This is a genomic window from Cohnella kolymensis (assembly GCF_000829465.1).
Lineage (GTDB): Bacteria > Bacillota > Bacilli > Paenibacillales > Paenibacillaceae > Cohnella > Cohnella kolymensis.
Window position 1 is genome coordinate 736,998 of sequence record NZ_JXAL01000001.1, and the last position, 20,361, is coordinate 757,358.

General features: G+C 49.8%; 25 protein-coding genes and 1 pseudogene. 4 read left to right on the forward strand and 22 right to left on the reverse strand.

The genetic code is table 11. The features are described from left to right. Positions 1-139 precede the first annotated feature (139 nt). The 22 genes and pseudogenes from SD71_RS03530 to SD71_RS03625 all read right to left on the reverse strand — a co-directional run bounded on the left by SD71_RS03530 (position 140) and on the right by SD71_RS03625 (position 17,365). On the reverse strand, positions 140-904 hold the full coding sequence (locus SD71_RS03530) for a glucosamine-6-phosphate deaminase (protein WP_052475888.1): 765 nt from the start codon (positions 902-904) through the stop codon (positions 140-142). 17 nt (positions 905-921) lie between these two features. Continuing rightward, a complete protein-coding gene (locus SD71_RS03535) occupies positions 922-1,617 on the reverse strand; it encodes a copper homeostasis protein CutC (RefSeq protein ID WP_041059472.1) in 696 nt (231 codons plus the stop codon). 16 nt (positions 1,618-1,633) lie between these two features. Beyond that, positions 1,634-2,779 (reverse strand): M24 family metallopeptidase, encoded by a 1,146-nt coding sequence (locus SD71_RS03540; protein WP_152619318.1) that lies wholly within the window; start codon positions 2,777-2,779, stop codon positions 1,634-1,636. After that, complete coding sequence (locus SD71_RS03545) at positions 2,731-3,036, reverse strand: hypothetical protein (protein WP_041059474.1); 306 nt, start codon at positions 3,034-3,036, stop codon at positions 2,731-2,733. Before SD71_RS03545 ends, SD71_RS03540 begins: the two co-directional genes overlap by 49 nt. A gap of 27 nt (positions 3,037-3,063) precedes the next feature. Next, the gene (locus SD71_RS03550) at positions 3,064-3,798 is read right to left on the reverse strand and encodes a carbohydrate ABC transporter permease (protein WP_235426969.1); all 735 of its coding nucleotides are present in this window, start codon (positions 3,796-3,798) and stop codon (positions 3,064-3,066) included. Between the two features lie 107 nt (positions 3,799-3,905). Then, complete coding sequence (locus tag SD71_RS24330; protein ID WP_235426978.1) at positions 3,906-4,337, reverse strand: carbohydrate ABC transporter permease; 432 nt, start codon at positions 4,335-4,337, stop codon at positions 3,906-3,908. A 32-nt stretch (positions 4,338-4,369) separates the two neighbouring features. Continuing rightward, entirely contained in the window at positions 4,370-4,798 is a 429-nt protein-coding gene (locus SD71_RS24335; RefSeq protein ID WP_052475890.1) for a carbohydrate ABC transporter permease, read from the reverse strand. A gap of 84 nt (positions 4,799-4,882) precedes the next feature. Continuing rightward, on the reverse strand, positions 4,883-5,416 hold the full coding sequence (locus tag SD71_RS25415) for an extracellular solute-binding protein (RefSeq protein WP_041059476.1): 534 nt from the start codon (positions 5,414-5,416) through the stop codon (positions 4,883-4,885). A gap of 46 nt (positions 5,417-5,462) precedes the next feature. Beyond that, complete coding sequence (locus SD71_RS25420) at positions 5,463-6,254, reverse strand: extracellular solute-binding protein (protein WP_041059477.1); 792 nt, start codon at positions 6,252-6,254, stop codon at positions 5,463-5,465. 92 nt (positions 6,255-6,346) lie between these two features. Next, positions 6,347-7,360: an asparaginase gene (locus SD71_RS03570; protein ID WP_041059478.1), complete on the reverse strand. Its 1,014-nt coding sequence runs from the start codon at positions 7,358-7,360 to the stop codon at positions 6,347-6,349. A 28-nt stretch (positions 7,361-7,388) separates the two neighbouring features. After that, positions 7,389-8,429, reverse strand: coding sequence for an ROK family protein (locus tag SD71_RS03575; protein ID WP_161793324.1), 1,041 nt, complete (start codon positions 8,427-8,429; stop codon positions 7,389-7,391). Next, positions 8,430-8,495: pseudogene (locus SD71_RS26125) on the reverse strand (hypothetical protein); the annotation flags it as partial. Between the two features lie 278 nt (positions 8,496-8,773). Then, positions 8,774-9,727 carry a ribose-phosphate diphosphokinase gene (locus SD71_RS03580; protein WP_041059479.1) on the reverse strand — a complete coding sequence of 318 codons (954 nt, stop codon included), beginning with the start codon at positions 9,725-9,727 and terminating at the stop codon, positions 8,774-8,776. A gap of 93 nt (positions 9,728-9,820) precedes the next feature. Further along, the gene (gene hisJ, locus SD71_RS03585; RefSeq protein ID WP_041059482.1) at positions 9,821-10,627 is read right to left on the reverse strand and encodes a histidinol-phosphatase HisJ; all 807 of its coding nucleotides are present in this window, start codon (positions 10,625-10,627) and stop codon (positions 9,821-9,823) included. 9 nt (positions 10,628-10,636) lie between these two features. After that, the gene (hisIE, locus tag SD71_RS03590; RefSeq protein WP_041059484.1) at positions 10,637-11,305 is read right to left on the reverse strand and encodes a bifunctional phosphoribosyl-AMP cyclohydrolase/phosphoribosyl-ATP diphosphatase HisIE; all 669 of its coding nucleotides are present in this window, start codon (positions 11,303-11,305) and stop codon (positions 10,637-10,639) included. Continuing rightward, positions 11,302-12,060: an imidazole glycerol phosphate synthase subunit HisF gene (gene hisF, locus SD71_RS03595; RefSeq protein WP_041059487.1), complete on the reverse strand. Its 759-nt coding sequence runs from the start codon at positions 12,058-12,060 to the stop codon at positions 11,302-11,304. The genes hisIE and hisF overlap by 4 nt, the downstream gene beginning before the upstream one ends. A 21-nt stretch (positions 12,061-12,081) precedes the next feature. Continuing rightward, the gene (hisA, locus tag SD71_RS03600; RefSeq protein ID WP_041059490.1) at positions 12,082-12,816 is read right to left on the reverse strand and encodes a 1-(5-phosphoribosyl)-5-[(5-phosphoribosylamino)methylideneamino]imidazole-4-carboxamide isomerase; all 735 of its coding nucleotides are present in this window, start codon (positions 12,814-12,816) and stop codon (positions 12,082-12,084) included. Between the two features lie 151 nt (positions 12,817-12,967). Beyond that, positions 12,968-13,576: an imidazole glycerol phosphate synthase subunit HisH gene (gene hisH / locus SD71_RS03605; protein ID WP_041059493.1), complete on the reverse strand. Its 609-nt coding sequence runs from the start codon at positions 13,574-13,576 to the stop codon at positions 12,968-12,970. Beyond that, positions 13,577-14,176 carry an imidazoleglycerol-phosphate dehydratase HisB gene (hisB, locus tag SD71_RS03610; RefSeq protein WP_041059496.1) on the reverse strand — a complete coding sequence of 200 codons (600 nt, stop codon included), beginning with the start codon at positions 14,174-14,176 and terminating at the stop codon, positions 13,577-13,579. Then, entirely contained in the window at positions 14,176-15,462 is a 1,287-nt protein-coding gene (hisD, locus tag SD71_RS03615; protein ID WP_041059499.1) for a histidinol dehydrogenase, read from the reverse strand. Before hisD ends, hisB begins: the two co-directional genes overlap by 1 nt. A gap of 44 nt (positions 15,463-15,506) precedes the next feature. Continuing rightward, positions 15,507-16,145 (reverse strand): ATP phosphoribosyltransferase, encoded by a 639-nt coding sequence (gene hisG / locus SD71_RS03620; RefSeq protein ID WP_041059502.1) that lies wholly within the window; start codon positions 16,143-16,145, stop codon positions 15,507-15,509. Next, positions 16,142-17,365, reverse strand: coding sequence for an ATP phosphoribosyltransferase regulatory subunit (locus tag SD71_RS03625; RefSeq protein ID WP_041059505.1), 1,224 nt, complete (start codon positions 17,363-17,365; stop codon positions 16,142-16,144). The genes hisG and SD71_RS03625 overlap by 4 nt, the downstream gene beginning before the upstream one ends. A 303-nt stretch (positions 17,366-17,668) precedes the next feature. Between SD71_RS03625 and SD71_RS03630 the strand changes: the two genes are divergently transcribed. The 4 genes from SD71_RS03630 to SD71_RS03645 are packed head-to-tail and all read left to right on the forward strand — an operon-like array spanning position 17,669 to position 20,315. Then, on the forward strand, positions 17,669-18,370 hold the full coding sequence (locus SD71_RS03630) for a glycosyltransferase family 2 protein (RefSeq protein WP_200889545.1): 702 nt from the start codon (positions 17,669-17,671) through the stop codon (positions 18,368-18,370). 14 nt (positions 18,371-18,384) lie between these two features. After that, a complete protein-coding gene (locus tag SD71_RS03635; RefSeq protein WP_041059508.1) occupies positions 18,385-18,741 on the forward strand; it encodes a DUF2304 domain-containing protein in 357 nt (118 codons plus the stop codon). A gap of 2 nt (positions 18,742-18,743) precedes the next feature. Then, positions 18,744-19,088 carry an EamA family transporter gene (locus SD71_RS03640; protein ID WP_041059511.1) on the forward strand — a complete coding sequence of 115 codons (345 nt, stop codon included), beginning with the start codon at positions 18,744-18,746 and terminating at the stop codon, positions 19,086-19,088. A gap of 27 nt (positions 19,089-19,115) precedes the next feature. After that, on the forward strand, positions 19,116-20,315 hold the full coding sequence (locus tag SD71_RS03645) for a glycosyltransferase family 39 protein (protein ID WP_052475892.1): 1,200 nt from the start codon (positions 19,116-19,118) through the stop codon (positions 20,313-20,315). Positions 20,316-20,361: the final 46 nt, after the last annotated feature.

Here is a 20,361-nt window from a genome sequence, read left to right on the forward strand (position 1 = left end):
GCGCTTTGCATAAAATAAAACGCACCGCAGTAAGAGCGCACACAGTACTCGCTTGTTTATTTAGATGATAATCATCGGGGAATGAGAAGAAGACCGCATCATCTAGACATAATGCTAGATGTATTGCGATCTTCTCCGATTACTTAATCCTTCTTAGCCTGTTAACTAGAGACTCAGGAAGTCCTTCGGCCGACTCTTCATCAAGGATCATAACTGCATTGTGATGTAATTGTAAAAATGTACCGGGTAATCTTGTGCTCACTGGATTAAGTACGATTCTCGCCACGACACCTGCCTTCTTAGTACCAACGGCAACCAGAACTATCTTCCTTGCGCACATCAGCATCCTTAACCCGGTGGTGACAGCTTGTGTAGGAACATCAGCTAACGATCCGAAATCAGCAGCGTATAGTATTCTGTTTTCTTCTGCGACATTCACGATATAGGATGAAGAAGGGATCGCATCATTAGGCTCAATAAAGCAAATGTGCCCATTTTGACCCAGGCCAAGCAGCTGCCAGTCTATTCCTCCCCAACTTTGCACGACAGTGTCGAATCGCTCGCACTCGGCCTTTAGGTCTTGTGCTTCCACATTCGGAAAAAGAATATGCTCTAACGGGACATCGATATTATTAAATAAGTGCTTGTTCATATATGAGCGGTAGCTTTCCGGATGATTTTGGGGCAGACCGATAAACTCATCCGGGTTCACGAATCGTGCCCGGCTCAAATCAAGCTCTTTTTGATGCACTCGCCGAGCCCATTCTATATATATCCCTGTCGTTAACGGCGTAGTACCCGTTGTCATCCCCAGTACGGAGTCGCGCCTCTCTTGCAGCTGAACAGCAAGCAGGTCGGCCACGTACCCTGCAATGTCAGCCATAGGCAGCACCAATATTTTCATCTCACCGATCCTCCTGCTTACATGCCAATATCAAGCATCACCTTTTTTATATTTATAATCCTCCCGGCATCCACATTCTTTAGAGGGTCTAAGTCAATTCTGGCACCTGTCCCAAAATGCACTTCCTTAACGCCTGTTTTCTCCACAAAAGCTCTCAGCGTTTCAACTCTCAGACCACTGCCCGCCATCACGGTAAGATGCGTCCCTTTCGTTAATTCCACAAATTTCTTGACGCGGTCCGCCGCATCGTTGACGTTCGATTTTCCGCCGGACGTCAACAGTCTTGTGATTTGAGGATATTTCAGCAGTGTGTTAACCGAAGCCTCCTGATTCGCCAACTCGTCGAACGCCCTATGAAAAGTGACCTCCAGATGCTCGGCACAGTCAAGATACCATTGCAACGCATATTCATCTATAGTGCTTTCACCGCTCAACACGCCGATAACAATACCATTCGCCCCAACCTTACGGATGTGTTCTATATCCTTTGCCATTACTTTTCTATCTCCTGCTGAATATCGGAAGGACTGGCTGTGCGGACGGACCATGACATTCACCGGAATACCCACAGCATTAACGACCTCTTCAATCATAGCGCAGCTAGGCGTCAATCCTCCCTCCAAGATACCTGAGACAAGTTCGATCCGGTCTGCACCTGATTGATCGGCAATTAACGCTTCATCAACTCGCGTCACGATAACCTCAAGTTTCATGATTGCTCCTTCCCTACTATTCTTTTATGGAAAATAGGGTATTAAGGTCAAGCATATAAGGGTGCATAACCGCTTGCCCATTGGACAACGGCAACACATCCTCGTGCACGTTAATGCCTAGTGTATCGATCATAAATCTTCTTCTTTTTTGAATTCGCGCAAACACATCCGGGTATTCACGCTGCAGTGCAGTACGAAGCGAATCGTCAGCCAGAATCAATCCGTCCTCTAAAATTGCCTGCTTGAAAGGATAATCGCTGCAGGCAATAATATCACATTGTAAATAATGTCCGGACAACATCGGAATTTCTGAGCCTGCGTACACAGGCGAGTTCGGCCATTCATCGCTGCTAATGAGATGTCCAACATTTAGGAACAGACCAAAGCGGTCTTTGTCTCCAATGATGCTGTATACTTTCTCATGACTGTCCCCATAGAGATTGCCGACGCGAAGAGTTTCATACCATGCGACAAGCGCTTGGTAATATGGTTTATAAAAGTGCTCCACAACATCTCCATATTCATCAGGGAGTGCAGACGGTCCGGTTGCTGCGAACCCCGAACGTGCTACTAGACTCCCCCTCAAACCATAGCAAACTGTAATCATATCACCATCCTGCAGAGTACGGTGATCGGGACTGCGCAAACCTAGTTTTACATGTTCCTCGCCAAAATTAACGATCGGAAACATACTGATGGGCGAAGCATCGTAACATGCGTTACGCGATGCTTCTAACTCATTGATGCCGGGTGTCAATTCTTTAAGAATATTAATTACTGCATTAGAAGTTTTGTTCGAGACATATTCATAGAAAGCGATTTCCTTCGCGGAACGGATCACCATGCGGAGACCTTCGGTAGGGTGAGTCATGGCCGCCGTATAGTTAACTACATTCACCCGATCTACGACCTCATACAGTTCATCCGCAATATAAGCTGGTATATCTGTTTTATTTTGATAATTTTTTAGATGATTTGACTCGAAATACTTAAATCCGATAAGACCCACTCGGGAGCTTGCGTGGATTCTGCATTCGATGAAAATTTGCTCTAAGGATATTAATTCATCTCTCGGCTGCCCCTGAAGGCTGAAATTTTGATAGCGCACTCGTTTTAAATCAAGCGGCGATGCAAAGGAGTAGCCCCAGCACTCATTGCCCACGACAAGGGTGGCTTCGCCTGACTGGTTAAGAATGAGCAAAGCTCCTCAAAACGCGGCTCGAACCCCGTCAAATATTCAAGGTTGCTAAAATGCTCCCTATCGGCGTAAATGATCGCATGTGTCAGATCGTCCCGCTTCAATTTATCAACAAGCAGGTTTAACCTGCATTGATAGTCTTCTTTCGTAAAAGCGGGAATGTCTGCTTCAACTTCATCAATAATATAAGGATTTGTCCGAATAAGTTTCGGCTCGCGCATGCTGCACGTTCCTCTCATTTGATTTTGTTATTCTCCTTTTACTGCGCCTTGCGTTAAACCGGCTACAATATACTTTTGCACGAACATGAAAAGCACAGTGACCGGCACGAGTGATAGAATACCCCCAGCGCTCATCTGCCCCCAGTCGATATCAAACTTTTGCACAAAGCTGTTCAATCCGACAGGAATCGTTGCCTGGGATCCTCCATTTATGAACATAATCCCAAAGAACAGCTCATTCCATGCTCCGGTGAAAGCAAACACAAATGTCGCAACAATGCCCGGCAGCATGATTGGGATAACAACCCGGACCACAGCCGACAATCGGGAACAGCCGTCAATGAGCGCCGCCTCTTCAAGAGAGATTGGAATCCTTTGAAAGAAACCTGAGAGTGTAATTAAACAGAAAGGAATATTTATAACGCTGTACAACACGATGAGCGAGACCAGATGATTAATTAAACCGAACTTGCCGAAAACGATAAACAGCGGGATAAGCATAACCATAGTCGGTACCATTTGGGTAACCAAGAATGCCATAAGCGCGACAGCTTTACCTTTGAACTTGAATCGGGCCAAGCTATATCCGCCCATGACCGAAATAATCAATACAAATAAAGAGCTGAGCATGGTCACAACCAGACTATTCCAAAAAAATTGAGGAAAATCCGAATGACGGAAAGTATCGATATAGTTTGAGAAGGTTACATTGCTTGGCCACAACGTCAGCTTTCCGCCGTAAATTTCTTTTCTATCTTTCAAGGAAGTGATTAACATCCAATAGAGCGGAACAGCAACGAAAAGGAAGGCACAGGATAAAACGGCAACACGCGTAATGGTACTGATCCATTTTCCCCTACTTTTCATGCTTAGAATTCACCACCCTTGTTGAATCGTGTTGCGGAGAAGAAAATGACCGTATACAGAATAAGCATCGCCAACATCACCACACCCGCAGCTGATGCGACACCGAAATCCATGGTATAAAACACGGTTCCGAAGATATAGGAAGCAAGAGTATGGGAGGTGTTCCCGGGTCCTCCATTAGTCATTATGTAAATAATATCAGCCGAATTGAACACCCATATGACCCGAAGCAGAACGGCCAAGACCAACGTTCTTTTAATATAAGGGAGCATGATGTGGATAAACGTTCTTATACGGCCCGCCCCATCCATGACAGCCGCCTCATAGACTTCATCCGGGATGGACTGTAACGCCGCGAGTATCATGATGGCAAAGAAAGGTACACCATACCAAACCATAGCGATGATTGCCGGATAGATGGATACCCCCGGCATCGCCAAGAAGGGGATACCTTCACTAACCACCCCTAAGTGAACCAGAAGATAATTAACCAGCCCATTGCTTCATTGAACATCCATTTGAACATCATTCCTATAAGAAAACCGGAAACCGCCCACGGCAGAAACAAAAAGGATTGAAACAAGTTCTTGCCACGAAATCGCAAGTTATTTAAGGCCAGTGCAACCATCATCCCCAAAATCAGTTGCAAGCCCACGGAGCCCAGAACCCAGATGACCGTATTTTTCAGAACGAGGGTGAAGTTCGAGTCATGAATTAAAAGTTTAAAATTGTCTAATCCATTAAAATGAATATTAAACGGTTCTGTCAGCAGGTAGTGATAAAAAGCAAGTCTGATGCCTTCTACGATTGGATAACCGAAGAAAACCAATATTAATATAAAGGCCGGAAGCAGCAGCAAATAGGGTTCTTTGCCCTTGATTGACTTCAGATCCATGACCAGCCTCCTTTCTTGTCTATAACCCATATAAAAAGCACGCATGTAATATGCATGCTTTTTATATCACTTGATCAAATCTAATTACTTTTTATTGGCTTCATTATATTTTTTTTGCGCATTAACCAGGAACTCATTGAGGTTCTTCAAAGTATCTTCGGCCGATTGCTTGTTCAGCAAGTATTTTTGCACTTCGTCTTTTGCAAACGTACCGATGAACGTGGATTGCTCCGGCAAATAGTCAGCCCAGTTGACATACACAATGTTGGGGTCGGCCATTTGTTCCGCAAATCCTTTTATTGCTCCCTTGCTGAAGAACTCGTCGTAATAAGAGTCTTTAAAGATAGGAAGCATTCCGTTTCGCTTTGCGTACTCGAGGTTAATCTCAGGCGAACTTACGAATTCGATAAATTTCCAAGCGGCCTCTTTGTTTTTCGAGTTACTGGATATGGCGTAGGCAGCGGTAGAGCCGTAATGGTTGAAGTTTTTCCCGCTTGGCGATTTCGGTATAGGAATGATTTCCCAATTGCCTTCTTTCATATTCTTTTGAACCGGCACGATAACTTCCGCCGTCTGATTCAAAATAGCCGCCTGGCCATTCATGAAGCCTTGCACCATTTCATTGTAGCCCCAGTTAATGGATTCTTTTGGAGCATAACCATCTTTATATACCCCGTAGAATTTTTTTAAATGCTTCCAAAGCTTCCGGTTTCGATGTAATCGGATTTCCGTCAGCGTCGAACCAACCGGGCGTTTCCGTCAGAGAAGCAAGATACTCCATATATCGAACGATCCCGTTCGGACCGCCGCGGAATGAAATACCGTATTGGCCTTTTGCAGCATCTGTCAATTGTTTGCCATATTCAAAGTATTGATCCCAAGTGTCGATACGTGGTTGCAGACTTTTTTCTTTAAACCAATCCGAACGTATAAAGAGTGCTTGCAGCATAAATGCATCCGGTACAGCATAATAGTCGCCTTTGTATTTGGATGGCCAGTTTTTAACGCCTTCGATCAGGTTCTCCTTTTGGTCCCACTTGTCAACATAAGACTGCAAGTTCTCAAGATAACCAGTCGGAATCATAGTACCCAGCATGGACTCATCCACATTAAATACGTCCGGCAGAGACTGCGATGCGCCCATTACCATCAACTTCTTGTAGGATTCTTCAAAAGCCACTGAGGAGTATTCCACTTTTATGTTTGGGTATTTGCTTTCGAATTTACCAATAATCTCTTTCAAAAGAGCCGTTCTTTCTGGACTGGGTATGTTATCTAAGTAAGAAATCGTCACCTTTTCTTCACTTGAGCTTGGCGTGGAACTTGAGCTTGACGTGCTTTCCGGTGAGTTGCTGCTAGACGCGCCGCTGGTCTTATTACCGGAACTGCAAGCGGTTACAACAATTGATAAGATTAACACCATAACTGCGCCGAAATAAGAAATACGTTTACTCATTCGTTTTGACCTCCGATTAGCATTCAATTTGCAACACAATTTCTCACGCCATAATTGTGAGAATGACCACCTCCAATTTTGGTGTCAAAATATTAATCCCTTCGATAAGCTGATAGATGGAATGAGATTTTATTCTCACCGACAATACGATTGTTGTCGTTGATCACTTTCTGGCTGGAAAGACGGAGCATGTTGTTTATCGTTGATTGATTACTATAATCAATCTGTTGAAGAATACCCGCCACGATTAACGGCCATTCTTCTTCGGATCCGTCGCTTACTTTTAGCGCAAACCCTAAACGTTCGTTCTTTAAGCCGAAACAATAAATCCCCTTTGCTCCGCCCTTGGCAACAATGTTCGGATCTTGCAGTAATGTTGAGCAGATTTGATCCGTTCCCCCGATCATCCGGCTTTGCTCGTTCATAATCCGGGTCAATGTCTGTACTGCTTTTCCTAGTGCCACATTCTCGATTAGATCTGGACATGCAAGTGTCATATAGGCTTGTGCAATATTTCTAAGAGGTAATGCAAATACCGGAACTCCGCAGCCATCTACACCTAGGCTTATATGATCAGCCGGATATCCAGACATAATAGAAACTGTTTTCAATATTTCTTGCTGGGCGGCGTGTTCCCGTTCCCAATAGTTATCAATTTCCACAGCCAGCAGTTTGCACAGTGACATGATGCCAAAATGCTTGCCCGAACAATTATGATAAATTTTTCGCTTTGGATGATCTGACTTGAATAGTCTGTCTCTGGCATCGGGGTTCAAAGGGTATGTGGGCAAACAGATCAAATTGTCTTCATTCAGTCCGACTTTTCGTGACAAGGACTCCAGCGCTTCAATATGAAACGGTTCCCCTCGATGTGATGCTCCCAATAATGCCAGTTCAATGTCCGTCAAATTATACTTTTCTTGAACCCCACGTTGAATAGAAGGAAGTGCTTGCAAAGGTTTGGCGGAAGAACGTAGATAAGTCAGTTGTTCCACGTCGCCGATCGAATACACCACCTCTCCTCTCTCGTTCACACCGCAAATTCTCCCGCTGTGAGTATTTTCAAGTACATTCCCTCGATATTCTTCTACTAAGGTTTCAATCATTTTTGTCGTCACTCCCGTCTATAGATTACTATTGTTCCAAGTATTTATTAGTGGCAAGTACACTGGCTCCGATCAGATTCGCCGATCCTCCGAGTTCGGAGCTGTAAATTTTAAAAGTGTCTTTATACGGCTCCCACACAAATTTATTGCACTGCTCCTCGATCATAGTGATCAGCTCGGGATAGCTTTCCACAAGGGAACCGCTTACGATAACCGAGTCCGGATTATACATACACACCGCGTTGCTGATCATCATGCCACAATACATAACAGCCCGATTGATGATACTGCTCGCCCACGACTCCGTTTTACTCGCTTCAAACAGTTGATCGATGTTTTGTGTAGGGCTGAGTTTGTTTGCTTCCTGGATCAACGCCCAATCGGCAATATAAGTTTGCAAGCATCCCCGTCGGCCGCATTCGCAGAGAATACCATTAGGATCAATCGTTGTATGGCCAATTTCACCTGCACTATTCGATCCTCCCCTGAATACGTTTCCATTTACCATGAGAACTGACCCCACGCCGCTTCCAATTCCAATAAACAATGTGCTCTTTGAATTTTGGGCTGAGCCATAAGAGTATTCAGCAAGCGCTTTTACCTTCTGGTCATTGTCTATATAAACCGGTATACCCAATCTTTCTTCCACTAATGATTTTAATTGTATGTTTTTCCAATTCATTTGCGCTGAGAACAGAGAGACACCTTCGTCAGAATTAATGACACCCGGCAGCCCAATTCCGACGGAGCAATATCTTGCCGCCTCATTTGCTGTTTTTTCAATCAAGGATAGTATCAGTGAACAAATTTGGTCGACAGCTTCGTTAGGGTCTGAATTGTTGACAGCAGTTGACTGGTGGATCTCAGTGATAGATTTTGCTGAGAAATCAAATATTGCGGCTTTTATGATTTCCCTATCGATCTCAACTCCAATTGTGAAAATAGCGCTGGGGTTGAGCTCCAAAAGTACGGCTTGCCTGCCGACACCAGAAGACGTCTGCCCTGTTTCCCGAACAAGTCCCTCATTAATCAATTCGGCGATAATCCTGCTGATCGAAGTGGCGCTCATCTTTGACAGCTTACTAAGCTGTGCACGTGATATCAGTCGGTGCACTTTGATTAAGTTCAGGATCATTTTTTTGTTTAGTTTTTTTGATAAGTTCCTGGTCGTGCTTTATTTGTTTCGCCATATGATAAATTCCCCCGGAAAAACTCGAATTCTACAAAAAAATCACGAATCTTATGGGGATTCGTGATGTCTTAGATGTGTATATTTAGTTATTTTCTCCAGTGGTGTTATTAACATAATAACTAAGGATCTAAAAACCGTCAATAACTCTTCTTACTACTTTTAAACAAAAAGATGCCTCGCCGACTTTACGGCATTAGGCACCTTGGTATTATTAAATATGATTACACTCCGGCGTTCTTGAACAATGTGCTGATGGAGCCGCCTTCCATAATAATTCGGGTGGCTTCAGCGAGCATCGGTGCTACGGTGATGACCTTAAACCTGGAAGAGTGGTGATCCGGAATCAGGATGGAATCCGTAACGACCACTTCCTTGATGTTCGGGTGATCCAGCTTCTCCAGCGCATTGCCTGAGAAAATCGGATGCGTGGCACATACATAGACATCTTCCGCGCCCCGCTCCTTCAACCCTTCCACGACATTCACGATGGTCGTGCCGGTATCGATCATATCTTCGATAATGATCGGCGTAGAGCCTGAGACATCCCCGATTACGTGCGTAATGACCGATTCATTATGCGCCGGACGTTTCTTGATCATGATCGCAAAAGGAGAATCCAGCTGGTTCGCCAGCTTCTCGGCTGTAGACGCGCGCCCGGCGTCCGGGGAAACGACGACGGGATTGATTATGTTCTTGGATTTCAGGTAGTCGCTGATCAAATCCAGAGCAGTCAGATGATCGACCGGTATATTGAAAAATCCCTGAATCGCAGGGGCATGAAGATCGATGGATATAATCCGGGTTGCGCCTACCGTCGTCAAGACGTCAGCGACCATCTTGGCGGATATCGGCTCGCGAGGCGCAGCCTTCCTCTCCTGTCTGGCGTAACCGTAATACGGCAGCACGACGTTAATCGTCCGGGCGGAAGCCCGTTTAGCCGCGTCGATCATGACCAGCAGCTCGACAAAATGTTCATTGATCGGATGAGATAAGGACTGGATAAGGAAAACATCGCAATTACGAATGGACTCCTCATAGTGAACATAGACTTCTCCGCTTTTAAATCGGGAAAGCTTGATTTTCCCCAGCGGAGTGTTCAGGTGCTCGGCAATTTTTCCTGCCAAGACCGGATTGGAAGATCCCGAAAAGATACGAAGCTTTTTACTGCTATACATGTGCCCCTCCAAATTTTCGGCTCTGCCACAGTTTTTATCTCTACGTGTCGAAAACCGTCACTTTGTACTCATTATACATGACAAGAGGCTCATTTATAAAGGTGCTTGCTGCCGTTTGCGGCCTGTAAATGTGGCGATATGAGTAAAACCTGCGTTTTTCAGCATGGCTTCGGCCTCATCCCCTTTTTGGGCCACTCGATCCGGATGGTGTGCGTCAGAGCCGAACGTAATCGGAATATCATAGGCTCTAGCTCTCTCCAGCATTCTTCGCGAGGGATACATTTCCTTAGCAGCCGTATGGATACCCGCCGCATTCAACTCAATGGCCAGCCCATTCTTAGCAACAGCAGCCAGCGCACGGTCTTCCAATTCTGTGGTATCTTCCTCGGGCCGGTAGCCGAATCGCTTGATCGCGTCGATATGGCCGATAAAATCATACAGACCGGCAGCCGCCGCTTTCTGAACCGCATCGTAATACTGCTCATAGACTTCTATAACGCTCCGGCCTTCCCATTGGTGAACCTGGCGGAAATCCGTGACGTCCCATGTCCCGAGAAAATGAACGGATCCGATGACATAGTCCCAAGGGTATGCATGAACAAAATCCGCGATCTTTTCCTCGTAACCCTCGATATAATCGCCTTCAAGGCCCACTCGAATCGCTATTTTGTCTTTATATTTTTCTTTAAGGGTCAGGCATTCCTCCACATATCGGGGCAGCTCTTCCATCGGCATCGCCATCTCAGGATAATAGTCAGCCGGATCAACATGCAGAAGCGGCATATGATCCGATAAGCCGATATGGGTCAACCCCTTGGCGATCGCGCTCTGTACATATTCCTCAAGAGAACCGACGGCATGTCCGCACCTGTAATGATGGGTATGGTAATCAATCCGCATAGCCGCCACCTAGTCTTTCTTCACGGGCTTGCGATGGCGGAACTCCAATTCCCCCAACACCGCATCGAAAGGAATGTCCTGCTCCTTAAGGAGCACCATCAGGTGGAAAATGAGGTCGGCCGCCTCAGCGCGCAGTTCTGCCGCATCACGATTCTTCCCGGCAATGATCACTTCGGCCGTTTCTTCTCCGACCTTCTTGAGGATCTTGTCTATACCTTTGTCGAAAAGATAAGTCGTATAAGCTCCTTCGGGGCGCTCGGCATGCCGCTGTGCAATGGTTGCTTCCAGCCGGCTGAGCGGTCCAAAGCGATCGTCAGCGGCGGAAACGGCAGGGGACGCGCCTTCGACTTCTGTGAAGAAGCAGCTGTACGCGCCCGTATGACATGCCGGTCCGCTCTGCCGCACCTTGACGAGCAATGTGTCGCTATCGCAATCGTAATGCAGGGACACGATTTGTTGAGTATTGCCGCTTGTCGCGCCTTTGTTCCATAGCTCTTGCCGAGAACGGCTCCAAAACCAGGTTTGGCCGCTTTCCAGCGATTTCTGCAAAGACTCCCGGTTCATATACGCCAGCATGAGCACTTCTTTGCTGACTGCGTCTTGAACGACAGCAGGCACCAGCCCGTCCGCGTTCCAAGAGATTTGTTCCCCTAAACTCCGGTCTTCAGAAGGTTTCATCGAACGTTCACTCCTTTACTGCGCAGCGTATCCTTAACCTCGTGAACCGTTACCTCTTTATAGTGGAAAATGCTGGCGGCAAGCGCCGCATCTGCGTGCCCTTCCGCAAACACCTCAGCGAAGTGCCCGGCACTCCCGGCGCCGCCCGATGCGATAACCGGAACGCCGACAGCGCTCGATACGGCTCGAGTGAGCGCCAGGTCAAAGCCGTCTTTCGTGCCGTCCGCATCCATGCTCGTCAGCAGAAGTTCCCCCGCTCCGCGCCGCTCCGCTTCTTGCGCCCAAGCGAGCGCCCGGATGCCGGTGGAATTGCGGCCGCCGTGGGTGAATACTTCCCATTCGCCCCACTCCGCATTAAATTTGGCGTCGATCGCAACGACGATACACTGCGCTCCGAACGTGCGCGCACCGTCGTTAATAAGCTGGGGATTGCGGATGGCTGCCGTATTGATTCCGATTTTGTCGGCACCCGCACGCAGCAGCCGCTTCATATCCTCCACTGCCGAAATGCCGCCGCCGACGGTAAGCGGGATCGTAATCTCACCGGCTGTGCGCCGCACCACATCGATCATAGTCGTACGGCCTTCAACCGATGCGGATATGTCCAAGAACACCAGCTCGTCGGCACCTTCCCGATCGTAGAGAGAGGCCAGCTCGACAGGATCTCCGGCATCGCGCAAGTTCTCGAAATTAACACCTTTCACAACCCGGCCGTCTTTGACGTCCAGGCAAGGAATTATTCTTTTAGCCAGCATGAGGGCTCGGCACCTTCCTTCTCAGTTCCCATACTTCTTGACCGCATCGGCAAGATCGATGCTGCCCGTATAGAGCGCTTTGCCTACAATCGCGCCGCCGATGCCTTCCGCCGCATGTGCCGCGAGCCGTTCCAAATCTTCCGGCTTGCTTACGCCTCCGGAAGCGATAACCGTGCGGCCGGATACTTGAGCAAGCGAAAGAATAGCCTCTACATTCGGGCCGCCCATCATTCCGTCCCGGGAGATATCCGTAAAAATGAAGGTTTGTGCGCCTTCCGCCGCCAGCTGCACTGCCAGCTCCTCCGCTTTAACCTCTGAGGTTTCCAGCCAGCCTCTCGTCGCGACCAGACCGTTGCGGGCATCGATGCCGATGGCGATGGAATCCCCATATTTATTTAACACCCGGGAGACGAAAGCCCGATCTTCGATCGCTGCCGTCCCCAGAATAACACGAGTCACTCCTAAGCCTAACAAACGCTCAATATCCTCATCACGTCTCAGCCCGCCGCCGACTTGCACCGGTACACTAACGGCATTGGCAATCCGGCCGATCAGCTCGTCGTTCACCGGATGTCCGGCTTTCGCTCCGTCCAGATCGACCAGATGAATCCACTCGCCTCCCTGCGCTTCCCAATCCCGGGCCGCGGAGACAGGGTCATCGTTATAAATCGTTTCCTGATTATAGTCGCCTTGAATCAAGCGCACGCATTTGCCGCCGCGGATATCGATGGCGGGATAGATAATAAAATTGGACATTCTGCGCAAACCTCCGTGAACAAACGAATCTTCTTTTACCGATATCCCCGTCGATCAGAACAAAGCGATGCCGCATTTTCTCCTGAGTGAAAGGGATTTCGGCAAAAGGGACGTTAACATGATATAAGCAGCTGTACCGGCGCTTCCGGGGTTACCTTGATTCGGTGAGCTCAACAAACCGCCGCAGCAGCGCCATGCCGAGCTCCCCGCTTTTCTCGGGGTGAAACTGCATACCGAACACCGATCCCCGGCCGACGATAGCCGTCACCTGCTGGTAATAGTCGGCTGTAGCCAGCAAGTCTTCCTTTCGATCCGGCAGAGCGTGATAGGAATGAACGAAGTAGACATGGCCTTGCTCCAGCCCTTCGAACAGGGGGCTAGGCTGCTTGAACTCGAGTTCATTCCAGCCCATATGCGGAACTTTATAATCTCCTTGAAAGCGAACGACACGACCCGGCAGTAAATCCAATCCTTCATGACGGCCATGCTCTTCACTTTCCGTGAATAACAACTGCATGCCGAGACAAATGCCCAGCAGCGGCTTGCCTGATGCCACATACGTCTTGACAGTTTCCTCAAGCCCCGTGCCGCGCAGGTTGGCCATGGCATCGCCGAAAGCGCCGACTCCGGGAAGAATGACCCCGTCCGCTGACAGAATGCGATCCTTGTCGGAAGTCACCGCGGCTTCACAGCCAAGCCTCTCAACGGCTTTGCTCACACTGTGCAGGTTGCCCATGCCGTAGTCGACAATGGCGATCACTTACAGCACTCCTTTCGTCGAAGGCACGCCCTTCACACGAGGATCGATCGACGTAGCCTCGTCAAGAGCACGTCCGAGAGCCTTAAACACCGCTTCAATCATATGGTGTGTATTGCGTCCGTAATGCACGATGACATGCAACGTAATGCGGGCTTCCAATGCCAGCTTCCACAGAAACTCGTGCACCAGCTCGACGGAGAAGCTTCCTACTGCTGCAGACGGAAACTCGCCCCGCAATTCAAAATGAGGACGATTGCTCACATCGATTACCACTTGAGCGAGCGCTTCGTCCATGGGAACGAATACGCTGGCGTAACGCTTGATGCCTGATTTGTCGCCCAAAGCTTCACGCAGCACTTGACCCAGACAGATTCCGATATCCTCCACCGTGTGGTGATCGTCGATATCCACATCGCCGCGCGCTTCGACATTGAGATCGAATTGACCGTGCTTCGCGAACAAGTCCAGCATGTGGTTCAGAAAAGGCACATCCGTTTCGATAGCTGCCGTTCCGGAGCCGTCTATACCGAGCGACAGCTTAATGTCCGTTTCGTTCGTCTTGCGGGATACTTCCGCTATGCGTCCTTGATTTTGGCTCATTATGATTTCCTGCCTTCCAATCGAATTTCCACCGCTCGGGCGTGTGCTTCCAGCCCTTCATGCCGGGCCAGCGTTGCAATGCCGGAGGCGTCCCTAAGCAGAGCTTCCTTACTGTATCGGATCAAGCTGGATTTTTTCAGAAAATCATCCACATTAAGCGGTGAGGAAAAGCGTGCGGTGCCGTTGGTCGGCAGTATATGGTTCGGTCCCGCGAAATAATCGCCGACCGGCTCGGAGCTGTAAGGTCCGAGGAATATCGCGCCTGCGTTCTCAATCCGGCCAAGCAGGGCAAGCGGATCCTCAGTGATCACTTCCAGATGCTCAGGCGCGAGCTTGTTCACCACATCGATACCCTCTTCCAAACTGTCCACCAGAACAATAGCGCCATATTGCTCCAACGAACTCCTCGCGATATCCGCTCGCGGCAGCGTAGCCACCTGCCGCTCAAGCTCCGCCGTTACCGCGTCGGCTAACCCTTGCGACGGCGTGACCAGCACCGCCGACGCCATCTCATCGTGCTCCGCTTGCGACAGCATATCCGCGGCCACGTACCGCGGATCCGCACTGTCGTCCGCCAGCACGGCAATCTCGCTCGGGCCCGCGATGCTGTCGATGTCTACCGCGCCGAACACGGCGCGTTTCGCCAACGCCACATAGATGTTGCCGGGCCCGCAAATCTTGTCGACGGCAGGTATGCTCGCCGTCCCGTAAGCCAGCGCCGCGACCGCCTGCGCGCCTCCGACCCGGTACATCTCCGTCACCCCCGCTTCAGCGGCCGCTACCAGAATGTACGGGTCGATCCCCTGCCGTCCGCCCGTGGCCGGCGGCGTGACGAGTACAATTTCAGGCACGCCCGCTACCTTGGCGGGAAGAACGTTCATGAGCACCGACGAGGGGTACGCCGCTTTGCCTCCCGGCACATACAGTCCGACCCGCTTCAGCGGGCGGATTACCATGCCCAGCATCGTCCCGTCCGGCGAGACATCCATCCATGTGCCCCGCTTTTGCTTCTCATGGAAAGCCGTAATGTTAGCCGCCGCTTGGCGAAGCGCCGACACGAACTCCGCTTCCACGAGCTCATAGGCCCCCATGATCTCTTCTTCCGGCACCCGAAGCTGATCTGCCGTCAGTGACACTTTATCGAAGGAAGCTGTATAACGCAGCAGCGCAGCGTCCCCCTCAAGGCGAACAGCTTCGACGATTTCCTTAACTGCGGCGTTCTGTTCCGGCGTGCCGTATTCGCTCTCACGTTCAAGCCGGAAACCGTCCGCTTTACCGATGTACATCCGAATATCCTCCCATCCGCCCGAACCATTTTACCGGCCGCAAGTCAGCTTCCCGCAGGAACCGCTTGTCCCAAGCGGTCGCATAACGCCTGAATCGCATGATTTTTCAGCCTGTAGCTCACTCTGTTCGCAATCAAGCGGCTGGTCACCTGGAACAACGTCTCCATCTCGACCAAGCCGTTTTCCTTTAAGGTCTTTCCTGTCTCCACCATATCCACAATCCGGTCGGCTAAGCCGATCAGCGGCGCAAGTTCGATGGAACCGTTCAGCTTGATCACTTCCACTTGCTGGCCCCGCTCCCGGAAATACTGGGAGGCGACGTTCGGATATTTGGTCGCCACCCGAGGATTGATCTCCGGCTTCCAATCCGGCAATCCGATGACCGACATGCGGCACCTGGCGATACCCAGATCGAGAAGCTCGTAGACGTCTTTGTTCTCTTCCATCAGAACGTCTTTGCCCACGATGCCGATGTCTGCAACGCCATATTCAACATAAGTCGGTACATCGACGGGCTTTGCCAGAATAAACTCCATGTTCGCTTCCGCCACCGGTATAATCAGCCGCCGGGTATCGTCGAAATCCTCGGGAATGCTCAGACCTGCTTCCCTGAACAGCTTGCTGGCCTGCTTATATATGCGCCCTTTGGGCATCGCAACCTTCAATACGCCGGTATCCGTCATGCCGATTCCTCCTGTCCCGCGGCCATTACTACCAAGTTGTCATATTCCTTGCCTCTATACATAAATACGCCGTCCTTAGCGGCCTGCCGCACAACGGCTAATTGCTCAGTCCCTGCGTTCAGCAGCGTTTCCGTAACAACTGTTTCACCGATCACACGGCGCCGCTCAGCTTCTTCGAGAGCTTGCTGCCGTTCCGACAGTTCGTATACGATCAAAGTTCTGCCGGAGTGCGCAGCTGTCCGATCCACGACTTCAAGGATGCGTGTGGTTTTCAAAGCGAAACCGGTCGCAGGCGCAGGCCGCCCGAATTGCGCCAGCAGATTGTCGTATCTGCCGCCGCTGCATACTGGAAAACCCAACTGAGAAGCATAACCTTCAAAAGTCATACCTGTATAATAGGAAAAATCGCCGATCATCGTCAGATCAATCAGCACATGCTCCTGAACTCCATATGCAGCGAGCACGTCCCATACTTCGCACAAATGCCGAATCGCCGCCTGGGCTCCGGTATTCGCGCTTAATTCCAGCGCCTGGCGGCAGACCTCGTCTCCGCCGCGCAGCCGGAGTATGCCTTCGAGCTCGCGCTGCCATACGTCATCCAAGGAAAGCTTGCCGAGAATGTCGCGGTAGCCGACGTGATCTCGCTGAAGCAGGCAATCTTTTAACGCTTCCTGTTCCTCAGTCCGGCCCGGGAGAGTTTCCTCGAACAAGCCGTTAAGGAAACCGACGTGGCCGATCGCGATCTGAAAGGCCGGAACGCCTGAAGCTTTCAGGGAAGCGATGGCCAAAGCGATTACTTCGGCATCCGCCTCAGGCGTAGGGTCGCCGATCAGCTCAACGCCGGTTTGATAAAATTCAGCTTCCCGTCCCGCCTCTTCTTCAAAGGCCCGGAACACGTTAGCGTGGTAGCTGAGCCGCAAAGGCAACGGTTCGTCCCGGAGCAGCGATCCGGCCACCCGGGCGATCGGAGCTGTCATATCCGAACGCAGCACAATGGTATTTCCCCGCTGGTCGAGCAATTTGAACAGCTTTTGATCGGATGTGGCGCTGGCCACTCCGACAGTATCGTAATATTCGATCGTCGGCGTCATGATTTGCTCGTAGCCCCAACGCCGCATGCATTCCAGCACATCCAGCTCGATGCGGCGCAGCTTCGTCAGCGCGAGCGGCAAATAATCCTTGACGCCGGTCGGTTTCTCAAATACTTTTGGCTTCGCCATATATATGAACCCTCAATTCGCTTTACCGTATTAAAGTGCTACCATGTTACCATACTGCCAAAATAAAGAGGTTAGTCGTTATAGTAACATGCCTGAAAAGGTCAGTCAATGCCGCCGCGCCGCCGCCGCCGCCGACAAATTCATCCAACAGGTGCATTGATTTCAAACCGTCGTGTAAGTTTACTAATCTAATAGCTAAAGCGCGGAAATTGACACTATTATTAATATTATTAACAATATTATTTTTATAATTTAATCTAGTAGTATACTAATAGTTAATATAAGGAAAGGAAAATAATAGTTATGAGCTATGACACGCTGAAAGTGTGCATTATTATACCCGCATATAATGAAGAGAAGAGTATCGCCCAAGTGATCTCCCGTATTTTTCGGCTGCATCCCGAGTTTACGGTGGTGGTCATCGACGACGGCTCATCCGACGGCACGGCAGCGGCAGCTAAAGCGGCCGGCGCAGATGTGATTACGCTGCCCCAAAACCTCGGTATCGGAGGCGCGGTGCAGACCGGTTATCTGTATTGTGCCAGAAAAGGCTTTGACGTCGCCGTTCAGGTGGATGCAGACGGTCAGCATAAACCCGAAGAATTGGACAAAATCATTAATCCTATTCGCGAAGGACAAGCAGATATGGTGCTCGGATCCCGCTGGGTGGAGAACACCGGCTACCGGTCAAGCAGAAGCCGGCGCGCCGGCATGCTCATCCTCGCTTCTTTGGTCAGTTTTTTCACCAGGCGGCATGTCACCGATCCGACTTCCGGCTTTCGTGCCGTAGGCCGTAAAGGGATCCAGCTGTTCGCCGAGGATTATTCGACCGACTATCCGGAAGTCGATTCTTTGGTGTCTCTCAACAGCCACGGGTTAAGGATTATCGAGGTTGCGGTCGAAATGGATCAACGCCAGGCGGGGAGCTCTTCGATCTCCTCCGTAAAATCCATTTACTATATGATCAAAGTAACACTTTCCATCATGATTAGAAGCGTTCGCTAAAAGGAGGTTGCCGGGTGGAAAGAGTTCAAGTGTTATCGCTATGCCTGAGCGTTGCGCTCATCGTGTTCGTACTTCATCTCATCCGGAGAAGAGCATTAAGAGAGCAGTATGCTTTACTATGGCTCTTTTTCGGCCTTGTGATGCTGGTGCTTTCCATTAAAACAAGCTGGCTGGAGTGGATGGCGGAGGCCGTTAACGTCTTTTATGCCCCTTCGCTGCTGTTCCTTGTCGGAATAGTGTTATGCTTCCTGCTGATTCTCCATCTAACCGTCGTCGTATCGAAATTGACCGAACGGATCATCGTACTGACCCAGGAGATTGGCTTGATCAGGAACGAGCTCGAAAAACACGGACAGGAGAAGAACGGATAACTATGGTGTATATCATTCTGCTGTTAAACATCGTTCTGCTTGTTGCCGGCCAGACGGTTTGGAAAATCGGTCTTGATAAAGTAGGAGGCCTGCATGCGGGCAATTGGCTGCAAGTGATGTTCTCCCCGCTCATTATGCTTGGAATCTTGATATATGCGGCTGCAACGGTATTGTGGCTTTATGTTCTTTCCCGGCTGCCGATCAGCATCGCTTATCCGCTGCAGAGCCTCGCATTCGTACTGGCGATGTTCATTGCGCTGTTTTTCTTTAAAGAGAGCATTCCGGTTAACCGTTGGATCGGCACCGCAATTATTATGGCCGGTATTACCGTTCTCAGCTGGAGGTAATGACTACAGATAAATTAGGAGAAGCCTATGAACTCGAAAAAATGGATTTGGATCGCATTTGCCGGGATCATGCTGATCGCCGCAGTGATACGTATCGATTTTCTTCTGTCCGTGCGGCATGAAGTTCCTCACGATACAAGGTATTATGACGAGATGGTGCGCCAGCTTTTGGAGCGCGGAATTTATGCGTATAAAGGCACGGAGCCGAATGCGCAAGTCGCGCCCGGCTTCCCCCTGATCATGGCGGCTGTCTACACAATGGTGGACTACACTGCACATGATCCGTTCGTTTATATCCGTTGGTTGAATTTCGTTCTAAGCCTTATAACCTTGTTCGTTATCTTACAAATCGCCCGCAAGGTTGCCGGCAATTTGGTCGGACTGCTCACGCTGTTGATGTGCGCCTTTTACGCTCCGTTTGTCTGGGCCAATGGAGCTGTGTTGACGGAAGTTCCGGCAATCTGCATGCTCTCGATATACCTTTATGTACAGTTGATTGCCTTCGAAACGCGTAAGCCGGTTCATGCGTTGGCTGCCGGTGCCCTGCTGGGCGCGACCGCCCTGATCAGACCCGAATTTTTGCCGCTGTGTGTGCCCTTATATTTGTTCTATTGGCTTTGGACACGAGACCGCCATTTCTGGAAGCCTTTCATTGTCGTGCTGGCCGGCATCGCAATTGTCATGTCGCCATGGTGGATCCGCAATGTCATCACCATGGACAAACTGATCTTAACGGCTACCCAAAGCAATCCTTTTACCGCCGGCACTTATCCGAATAAGAACTACGAGGACGGGCTGGTCGACCGGAATAATAAAACGCAGAAACAAATCGCTATAGAGCGCTTGAAGGTGGGGTTTACGGAGCATACCTGGACGTTCGTGAAATGGTATACGGTCGGGAAGCTTCGATATACGTATGGCGATATGTTCCTCGGTGCAGGCCATGAGCCGCTGTATAAGCCCATGCCGTTCCCTGCCCTATTTCATAGAGGCATTCTGCTCGCTGCGTTGATCGGCATCATCATTACGCTCCGGCGCTGGAGACAAGCGCTTACCGTTCTTGCCGTGGTCATTGTCGTCATGTCGGCGCTTCGGCTGCTGTTCGTTCCCGAGTTCCGGTACAATTTCACCATGATGCCGCTGTTGATCATATTTACGGCAGTAACGTTCGCCACTCTGCTGCGATGGCTGAATAACAAGAGAAAAATCGTCTCTACCGCAAGTTGAAGCAGCAAAAAACCGCATGTCGCCCACCCCGTAGCGGGTAGCATGC